The organism is Bacillus amyloliquefaciens DSM 7 = ATCC 23350 (assembly GCF_000196735.1).
Lineage (GTDB): Bacteria > Bacillota > Bacilli > Bacillales > Bacillaceae > Bacillus > Bacillus amyloliquefaciens.
Genome location: NC_014551.1, coordinates 910,910 through 920,000 on the forward strand (window position 1 = coordinate 910,910; position 9,091 = coordinate 920,000).

At 46.9% G+C, this 9,091-nt stretch carries 7 protein-coding genes, 1 tRNA gene and 1 rRNA gene (1 of these 9 only partly in view); 6 read left to right on the plus strand and 3 right to left on the minus strand.

The genetic code is table 11. The annotated features are described in order from the left end of the window. Positions 1–43: 43 nt before the first annotated feature. The gene (locus tag BAMF_RS24885) at positions 44–1,786 is read left to right on the plus strand and encodes an ABC transporter ATP-binding protein (protein ID WP_013351498.1); all 1,743 of its coding nucleotides are present in this window, start codon (positions 44–46) and stop codon (positions 1,784–1,786) included. Positions 1,787–1,862: 76 nt separating this feature from the next. Here the strand turns inward: BAMF_RS24885 and BAMF_RS24890 are convergent, their stop codons facing one another. Further along, positions 1,863–2,927, minus strand: coding sequence for an aromatic acid exporter family protein (locus BAMF_RS24890; RefSeq protein WP_013351499.1), 1,065 nt, complete (start codon positions 2,925–2,927; stop codon positions 1,863–1,865). 209 nt (positions 2,928–3,136) lie between these two features. Further along, positions 3,137–4,426 carry a glutamate-1-semialdehyde 2,1-aminomutase gene (locus BAMF_RS24895; protein ID WP_013351500.1) on the minus strand — a complete coding sequence of 430 codons (1,290 nt, stop codon included), beginning with the start codon at positions 4,424–4,426 and terminating at the stop codon, positions 3,137–3,139. A 156-nt stretch (positions 4,427–4,582) separates the two neighbouring features. Between BAMF_RS24895 and bcp the strand changes: the two genes are divergently transcribed. After that, positions 4,583–5,056: a thioredoxin-dependent thiol peroxidase gene (bcp, locus tag BAMF_RS24900; RefSeq protein ID WP_013351501.1), complete on the plus strand. Its 474-nt coding sequence runs from the start codon at positions 4,583–4,585 to the stop codon at positions 5,054–5,056. A gap of 124 nt (positions 5,057–5,180) precedes the next feature. Next, positions 5,181–5,618 (plus strand): peroxide-responsive transcriptional repressor PerR, encoded by a 438-nt coding sequence (gene perR / locus BAMF_RS24905; RefSeq protein ID WP_013351502.1) that lies wholly within the window; start codon positions 5,181–5,183, stop codon positions 5,616–5,618. A gap of 34 nt (positions 5,619–5,652) precedes the next feature. On the opposite strand, the gene BAMF_RS24910 is transcribed toward perR, so the two are convergent. Then, positions 5,653–6,006, minus strand: coding sequence for a YgzB family protein (locus BAMF_RS24910; protein WP_013351503.1), 354 nt, complete (start codon positions 6,004–6,006; stop codon positions 5,653–5,655). Positions 6,007–6,208: 202 nt separating this feature from the next. On the opposite strand from BAMF_RS24910, the gene BAMF_RS24915 reads away from it, so the two are divergent. The 3 genes from BAMF_RS24915 to BAMF_RS24925 all read left to right on the plus strand — a co-directional run. After that, positions 6,209–7,093, plus strand: a complete 885-nt coding sequence (locus BAMF_RS24915) for a nucleotidyltransferase-like protein (protein WP_013351504.1) — start codon at positions 6,209–6,211, stop codon at positions 7,091–7,093. 292 nt (positions 7,094–7,385) lie between these two features. Continuing rightward, positions 7,386–8,935: ribosomal RNA gene (locus BAMF_RS24920) — 16S ribosomal RNA — on the plus strand. Between the two features lie 100 nt (positions 8,936–9,035). Beyond that, positions 9,036–9,091: transfer RNA gene (locus BAMF_RS24925), tRNA-Ile, on the plus strand; it runs 21 nt beyond the window's last position.

Here is a 9,091-nt window from a genome sequence, read left to right on the forward strand (position 1 = left end):
TTCACATGGGCTCACACGCCTTAAAGAGAGAGGGGGATAAAGTGTGGGCGTAATCAGACGCTATATGCAATTTGTAAAACCCTATAAAAAACAAATCTTTATCACAGTGTTAATCGGTATCATAAAATTCTCCATCCCGCTGGCTCTCCCGCTTCTGTTAAAATACGTGGTCGATGACATTATTCAAGGGAGCGGAACGGCAAGCGCTAAAACATCGACACTATTCACGATTATGGGCATCATGTTCGTGCTGTTTTTAGTTCTGCGTCCCCCGGTAGAGTATTATCGGCAATATTTCGCGCAATGGACGGGAAGCCGGGTGCTCTACGATATCAGGGGAGTATTGTTTGACCATATTCAAAAACTGAGCCTGCGGTTTTATGCCAACACGAGAACGGGCGAAGTCATTTCCCGGGTGATAAATGATGTCGAACAGACAAAAGACTTTGTCATAACGGGACTGATGAATATCTGGCTTGATATGATGACAGTGCTGATCGTCATCTGCATTATGTTCACATTGGATGTCAAACTGACATTGATTTCTGTCATTTTGTTCCCGTTATACGGCATTTCAGTGAAATACTTTTACGGCCGTCTCCGGAAACTGACACGCGAGCGCTCTCAGGCACTCGCTCAGGTGCAGGGGCATTTGCACGAAAGAGTTCAGGGAATGCCCGTTATCAGAAGCTTCGCGATTGAAGAATATGAGCAAGCCAATTTTGATGAAAAGAACGGACATTTTCTTGACAAAGCGATCCGTCATACGAATTGGAACGCCAAAACGTTTGCGGTCGTAAATACCATTACGGATTTGGCGCCGCTGCTCGTTATCGCGTTTGCGGGCTATTTTGTCATAAACGGCCCGCTGACCGTAGGGACGATGGTTGCGTTCGTCGGCTACATTGACAGAATGTACAATCCGGTCAGAAGACTGATCAACTCATCGACGACGCTGACCCAGTCGATCGCTTCAATGGACCGCATATTTGAATTTATCGACGAACCGTATGAACTGACTGATAAACCGAATGCGGTAAAAGCTGACGGCATTAAAGGCGAGGTTGAATTTCGAAATGTCTCCTTCCGTTACGAAGAAGGGAAAGAATCGATTTTGCGGGACGTTTCTTTAAAGGTGACAAAAGGGGAAACCGTGGCACTCGTCGGGATGAGCGGCGGCGGTAAATCGACACTTGTCAGCCTTATACCGCGTTTTTATGATGTGTCCGGCGGCAGCCTGCTCATTGACGGCACCGATATTCGCGATTATGAAGCGAGAAGCCTCCGCAATCAAGTCGGAATGGTGCTTCAGGATACATTTCTGTTCAGTGAGACGATTCGTGAAAATATCGCCATCGGTAAACCGGGAGCGTCTTTGGATGAGGTGGTTGCGGCTGCGAAAGCGGCAAATGCCCATGAATTTATTATGGGCTTCCCAGAAGGCTATGAGACCAAAGTCGGCGAACGGGGCGTCAAATTGTCAGGCGGACAGAAACAGCGGATCTCCATCGCCCGTGTTTTCTTAAAAAATCCGCCGCTGTTAATTTTGGATGAAGCGACATCCGCTCTTGATCTTGAAAGTGAACACTACATTCAGGAAGCGATGGACAAGCTTGCGAAAAACCGGACGACATTTATCGTCGCTCACAGGCTGTCCACGATTACGCACGCGGATAAAATTGTCGTTATGGAAAACGGCGCCGTCATTGAAACCGGCACGCATGAGGAATTAATGGCGCGGGAAGGCCAGTACAGACACTTATTTACGATCCAGAATTTAAACTGACCGAAAAACTTATGCCGTCCGATTTGGCGGCATAAGTTTTTTTATACAAAAAACCCGGTTCTGCTGAAGCACCGGGTTACTCATCGTCTGTTTCTAATTCGCTGTCTTTCGGGTGGTATGTCTGAAAACTCGTGATTAACGTATCGAGATGCTCCAGCTGTTCGCGGTATTCCGCAACCGCAGCCATAATGCTGAGCATATTGTAATCAAGCAGTTCATCTTCGCAGTTCTGCTGGTTTTTTAAGAAAGACTTCGTCAAAAGCTGTTTATATCTAATGCTTTCTTCAGCATCGTCATCATGCGGTTTAATCTTGCCGACTGTCCGCATCAGAACTCTTTCGTGCCAATGAAGCAGATAATCGATTTCTTCTGTCAGCGTCTCCTGAAATTCCTCCGGCATATGATAAATCTCATTTTCATAGCGGTGCAGCTTTTTCAGCATATCAAGCGCCCGATTCGCCGTAATAATCGCCTGTCTGAATAATACAAGCTTGCGTGACTTTACATACGTCGTTTTCTTAAAGTAGCTTCTTTCCTCTTTATAAAGAAGGTACGTATGATCAAGCTTCATCATCTTTTCCTTCAGCTTCTCAATATCCTCTTTCAATATCGAGTGCTCCGTAGACTGGCGCATCGTCAGCCTGATCCATTTCATGATCTCATCGGTATATTCAACCGTATGATGAGTCAGCTTCGTTTCGTATTTCGGCGGAAGAAACACAAGGTTCACAATGAAAGAAGACAGCACCCCTAAAATAACGGTGCTTGTTCGTATCAGAGCGAACGTCAGGAAGCTGTTTCCCGGTGTTTCCAAAATTGCGATAACCGTCACGAGCGCAATCGAAATGGTGTGTTCAATTTTCAGTTTTAACATAATCGTGATGACAATCACTGCGGTCAGTCCGATCATAATCGGACTCGGTCCGAAAATCAGTCCGAATACCGTAGCGATGACAGCGCCGATGATATTTGCCTGCACCTGATCAATAATGATAAGAAAAGACCTGTAAATAGAGGGCTGTATGGCAAATATAGCTGCAATCCCGGCAAAGATCGGCGACGGAAGTCCGATCCATGATGCTAAGTAGAGCGCGAGCGTAATCGCAATCCCTGTTTTAAAAATGCGGGCACCAAGTTTCATTGGTTTGTGCGTGCATTCCTTTCTCTAATAAATTATGTGCCGAACGAACGGCTGACACTTACATTTCCCTGTCGGTTGATTTGCTAAACAATAAAGTAATATACAGGGATCGTGCTAATTATTCAAGGTCTTTTTTTGAAAAAACCATTATCTCACAAATCGGACAAAAAGAAAAAGCGGAAGCCCCGGGCTCCCGCTTGTTTCGGCAGTTAATTTTTCATATGTCTGAACGCATCTTCAACCGCTTTTAAAGTGGCGTCGATATCCTCTTCAGTATGTGCGGTTGTTATAAACCAAGCTTCATACTTCGACGGGGCGAGATTGATGCCGCGCTCAAGCATCAGCTTAAAGAACTTGGCAAATGCTTCTCCGTCCGTATTTTCCGCCTGCTCATAATTGACGATCTTTTCATCAGTGAAATAAACCGTAAGCGCGCCTTTTAATCGATTGACGGTGATGGTAATGCCATGTGTCTCCGCATGGGTGAGAATGCCTTGCTCAAGTCTGGCGCCGAGCTGATCAAGCCGCTCATAAACGCCTTCTTCCTTCAGCACTTCCAAACAGGCGATGCCTGATAAGATGGATGCCGGGTTTCCGGCCATCGTGCCGGCTTGATATGCCGGGCCGAGCGGAGCAACCTGCTCCATGATTTCTTTTTTGCCTCCGTAAGCGCCGATCGGCAAGCCGCCTCCGATAATTTTTCCGAGCGCCGTTAAATCAGGCTTCACTTGGAGAAGATCCTGCGCGCCTCCGTACATAAAACGAAACGCCGTGATCACTTCATCATAAATGACGAGCGCGCCCGCTTTATGGGTCAATTCGTTGACCTGTTCTAAAAAGCCTTCTTCAGGTTCAACGATGCCGAAATTGCCGACAATCGGCTCGACGAGGACCGCTGCAATTTCCGAACCCCATTTGTCCAATGCGGCTTTGTAGCTTTCAATGTCATTGAAAGGAACGGTGATTACCTCATTGGCGATGCTTTTCGGCACACCTGCGGAATCGGGGGTGCCGAGTGTGGACGGTCCTGAACCCGCAGCGACGAGCACGAGATCAGAATGGCCGTGATAGCAGCCGGCGAATTTAATGATTTTTGTCCGGCCTGTATAAGCGCGTGCAACCCGGATCGTTGTCATCACGGCTTCCGTGCCCGAGTTCACAAACCGAACTTTATCAAGTGACGGGATGGCCTCCTTCAGCATTTTGGCGAAAGTGACCTCATGTTTGGTCGGAGTCCCGTACAGTACGCCGTTTTCAGCTGCTTTTGTAATCGCTTCTGTAATATGCGGGTGGGCATGTCCGGTAATAATCGGGCCGTAAGCCGCTAAATAATCAATATACTGATTCCCGTCTACATCCCAGAAATAAGCGCCGTTCGCTTTTTCCATCGCAACTGGTGAACCGCCGCCTACCGCTTTGTAGGATCTGGACGGACTGTTCACGCCTCCGACGATATGTTCTAACGCTTCCTTATGAAGTTCAACTGATTTTGTATACAAAAAATGACCCTCCTAATATCTCCTTACATCATGTTCTATTGTAGCATGCTTCATTGCGAGCACAACGGTTCTTGCTTCCAGAAAAGAGCGGGGGATAACGGTTGTAATCTTAACGTGAATTGGATACGCTTAATAAAAAACCCGGAGGTATAAGAAATGACGATTGAAATCGGACAAGCGGCACCGGATATGGAATTATTGAACGACAGCGGAGAAGAAGTATCATTAACGGATTTTAAAGGGAAGTACGTCGTGCTCTATTTTTATCCGAAAGACATGACACCCGGATGCACGACGGAAGCATGCGATTTCCGTGATCAGCACGAAAGTTTTGCGGGACTTGATGCGGTCATTATCGGAGTAAGCCCTGACAGCCGTGACAAACATGAAAAATTTAAACAGAAACACGATCTTCCTTTCCAGCTCCTCGTCGATGACGAGCATAAACTGGCGGAAGCTTTTGACGTGTGGAAGCTGAAGAAGAATTTTGGGAAAGAATATATGGGAATCGAGCGATCCACCTTTCTGTTAGACAAAGAAGGCCGTCTTGTGAAGGAGTGGAGAAAAGTAAAAGTGAAAGATCATGTTGCGGAGGCTCTTCGCGAATTGGAACAAATTGCGGCAAATTAATGGACAAATGCTGAAATCACGGGGTTTTCTTCAGATTACATTTGACAGGAGACCGGAAAAAGATGTACACTAATTATAAACATTATAAAGTAAGAATCTTTTTTAGAAGAGAGGTGCATGACGGATGGCTGCACATGAATTAAAAGAAGCCTTAGACACGTTGAAGGATACGGGAGTCCGGATTACTCCTCAACGTCATGCCATTCTGGAATATCTCGTGGACTCTATGGCTCATCCGACAGCGGACGATATATATAAAGCCTTGGAAGGGAAATTCCCTAATATGAGTGTCGCAACAGTATATAACAATTTGCGTGTATTCCGGGAAGCTGGGCTTGTAAAGGAACTGACGTACGGAGATGCGTCCAGCAGGTTTGACTTTGTCACCTCTGACCATTATCACGCCATTTGTGAAAACTGCGGAAAAATCGTGGACTTTCATTATCCCGGGCTTGACGAAGTTGAACAGCTTGCGGCTCACGTAACGGGGTTTAAGGTAAGCCACCATCGTTTGGAGATTTACGGTGTCTGCCAAGAATGCTCCAAAAAAGAAAACCATTAAACGAAGCTGACCGCTTTGATACGGTCAGCTTTGTTTATTTCACACTGTTTTTTTTGTTATAAGACTCATCAAACGCTTTGCCTTCCAACCCTTTATCCAATGTAAGCGGCTCTCTGCAATGCATGCACATATCCACTCTGCCCAGAATTTTCGTTTCTTTCTCACAGGCGGGGCACGTCACCCGGACCGCTTTTGTGGACAGCATGCCGATCCAAAAATAAACGGCGGTGCTCAGCCCGATCGACAGCAGGCCGAGAATCATAAACAAGCTGGCAAGCAAAACAGACTGCTTAAAGAACAGCCCGATGTACATAATGATAAACCCAACGAAAACCAAACTTAACGCAAACGTTCTGATCTTATTAATTTTGCTTGAGTATTTCGCCATGTCCATCCCCCTCTGGTTTAACTATAGCACAAAACAGATGGTATATTCTTCATGTTCTCGTAAGAAAAGGGAAGAATAAATATGGCAGCCGAAAGGAAATTTGTTATAATAGTGCAATGTGTTTAGAAAAAAGGACTTTCATGTTTTATCATAGAAATGTAGAAACAATAGCTAGTGAAACAATCGCATTGGAGGAATCGTAATGGACAATCTTCTCCGTCCAATTTACCAAGAAAGAGCAAGTCATCCCGATACGCTGGCCGTCCTTATGATTGAGAGAAGGAGCAAAGCATCATCCATCACAGATAACTTTGATGCGGTCATGCTTGTCATTGTCAAACAGGCTGAAGAGCCTCTTTTTATAAAGCATTATGAATTCGAACACAAAACCGCTTCCTTACATATTGTAACGGATGCTCTGCTTCAGGAATGGATTTTGCTGGGGACAAACAGAAGAGTTATAGATTGGATCATCAACGGCAAGGTGCTGTTTGACCGCAATGAATATATAGCTGAGCTTGCTGACCGGCTCAGCACATTCCCGTTCGCCGAGCGCAAATTAAAAATCGGAATGGAGTACGGCAAGCTGATCAGAAGGTTTGTAGAAGGAAAAGCGTTTTTTGAAGCTGATCATTTTCTGGACGCATATTATGCGGTAGTGCATGCTCTTCACCACTTGGCCCGCATAGAAGTGATTGACCGGGGGTTTTATCCGGAAACGACAGTCTGGAATCAGGTCCGTCATATTGAGCCGCAGGTGTATAAGTTATATTCCGAACTTGTCGAGAGTCACGAAAGCCTGGAGAAAAGACTCGAATTATTATTCTTAGCAAATGATTTTCTCATTCATTCAAAAGCTGAAATCGGTTCTGCCCATCTTTTTCAAGTGATGAAAGAAAAAGAAATGTGGCAGTTTGGAGAATTGCTTCAGCATCCTGAACTGGCGCACTTCACTCAAGATCTCGGTGTCATGCTTGATTACCTGACGGAAAAAGGCTTTATTGAAGTATCCCAAATAGAAACCAAAGGACAAGAAGTATATCATCGAGGATATTCTTTTAAAAAAAGTGTTGACGCTGATTTATAAGCGTGTTATATTATTAAACGTCGCTGATGCGCTTCAACAAAAAGCTCACAGCGGCGGAGAAATAAAAACAAAAAAACATTTGACAGCAACTTGCTGAAATGTTATACTAAAAAAGTCGCCTCGAGATGAGGTTGAGATGATCTTTGAAAACTAAACAAGACAAAACGTACCTGTTAATTCAAAGTTTTAAATAAATCGCACAGCAATGTGCGTAGTCAGTCAAACTAAGGTCTGCACGACGCAGATCACACAGACGTTACTGCAGGATGCAGTGAACTTAGTCTGTGATCCATTATCGGAGAGTTTGATCCTGGCTCAGGACGAACGCTGGCGGCGTGCCTAATACATGCAAGTCGAGCGGACAGATGGGAGCTTGCTCCCTGATGTTAGCGGCGGACGGGTGAGTAACACGTGGGTAACCTGCCTGTAAGACTGGGATAACTCCGGGAAACCGGGGCTAATACCGGATGCTTGTTTGAACCGCATGGTTCAAACATAAAAGGTGGCTTCGGCTACCACTTACAGATGGACCCGCGGCGCATTAGCTAGTTGGTGAGGTAACGGCTCACCAAGGCGACGATGCGTAGCCGACCTGAGAGGGTGATCGGCCACACTGGGACTGAGACACGGCCCAGACTCCTACGGGAGGCAGCAGTAGGGAATCTTCCGCAATGGACGAAAGTCTGACGGAGCAACGCCGCGTGAGTGATGAAGGTTTTCGGATCGTAAAGCTCTGTTGTTAGGGAAGAACAAGTGCCGTTCAAATAGGGCGGCACCTTGACGGTACCTAACCAGAAAGCCACGGCTAACTACGTGCCAGCAGCCGCGGTAATACGTAGGTGGCAAGCGTTGTCCGGAATTATTGGGCGTAAAGGGCTCGCAGGCGGTTTCTTAAGTCTGATGTGAAAGCCCCCGGCTCAACCGGGGAGGGTCATTGGAAACTGGGGAACTTGAGTGCAGAAGAGGAGAGTGGAATTCCACGTGTAGCGGTGAAATGCGTAGAGATGTGGAGGAACACCAGTGGCGAAGGCGACTCTCTGGTCTGTAACTGACGCTGAGGAGCGAAAGCGTGGGGAGCGAACAGGATTAGATACCCTGGTAGTCCACGCCGTAAACGATGAGTGCTAAGTGTTAGGGGGTTTCCGCCCCTTAGTGCTGCAGCTAACGCATTAAGCACTCCGCCTGGGGAGTACGGTCGCAAGACTGAAACTCAAAGGAATTGACGGGGGCCCGCACAAGCGGTGGAGCATGTGGTTTAATTCGAAGCAACGCGAAGAACCTTACCAGGTCTTGACATCCTCTGACAATCCTAGAGATAGGACGTCCCCTTCGGGGGCAGAGTGACAGGTGGTGCATGGTTGTCGTCAGCTCGTGTCGTGAGATGTTGGGTTAAGTCCCGCAACGAGCGCAACCCTTGATCTTAGTTGCCAGCATTCAGTTGGGCACTCTAAGGTGACTGCCGGTGACAAACCGGAGGAAGGTGGGGATGACGTCAAATCATCATGCCCCTTATGACCTGGGCTACACACGTGCTACAATGGGCAGAACAAAGGGCAGCGAAACCGCGAGGTTAAGCCAATCCCACAAATCTGTTCTCAGTTCGGATCGCAGTCTGCAACTCGACTGCGTGAAGCTGGAATCGCTAGTAATCGCGGATCAGCATGCCGCGGTGAATACGTTCCCGGGCCTTGTACACACCGCCCGTCACACCACGAGAGTTTGTAACACCCGAAGTCGGTGAGGTAACCTTTTTGGAGCCAGCCGCCGAAGGTGGGACAGATGATTGGGGTGAAGTCGTAACAAGGTAGCCGTATCGGAAGGTGCGGCTGGATCACCTCCTTTCTAAGGATTTTAACGGAATATAAGACCTTGGGTCTTATAAACAGAACGTTCCCTGTCTTGTTTAGTTTTGAAGGAACTTTGATTCTTTCATATGGTAGATGGGCCTGTAGCTCAGCTGGTTAGAGCGCACGCCTGATAAGCGTGAGGTCGGTGGTT

Excerpts from the sequence above, each read along its gene's own strand:
- BAMF_RS24890 (WP_013351499.1), bottom strand. The coding sequence starts at position 2,927 with ATGAAACTTGGTGCCCGCATTTTTAAAACAGGGATTGCGATTACGCTC.
- perR (WP_013351502.1), top strand. The coding sequence starts at position 5,181 with ATGGCTGCACATGAATTAAAAGAAGCCTTAGACACGTTGAAGGATACG.
- BAMF_RS24910 (WP_013351503.1), bottom strand. The coding sequence starts at position 6,006 with ATGGCGAAATACTCAAGCAAAATTAATAAGATCAGAACGTTTGCGTTA.
- bcp (WP_013351501.1), top strand. The coding sequence starts at position 4,583 with ATGACGATTGAAATCGGACAAGCGGCACCGGATATGGAATTATTGAAC.
- BAMF_RS24915 (WP_013351504.1), top strand. The coding sequence starts at position 6,209 with ATGGACAATCTTCTCCGTCCAATTTACCAAGAAAGAGCAAGTCATCCC.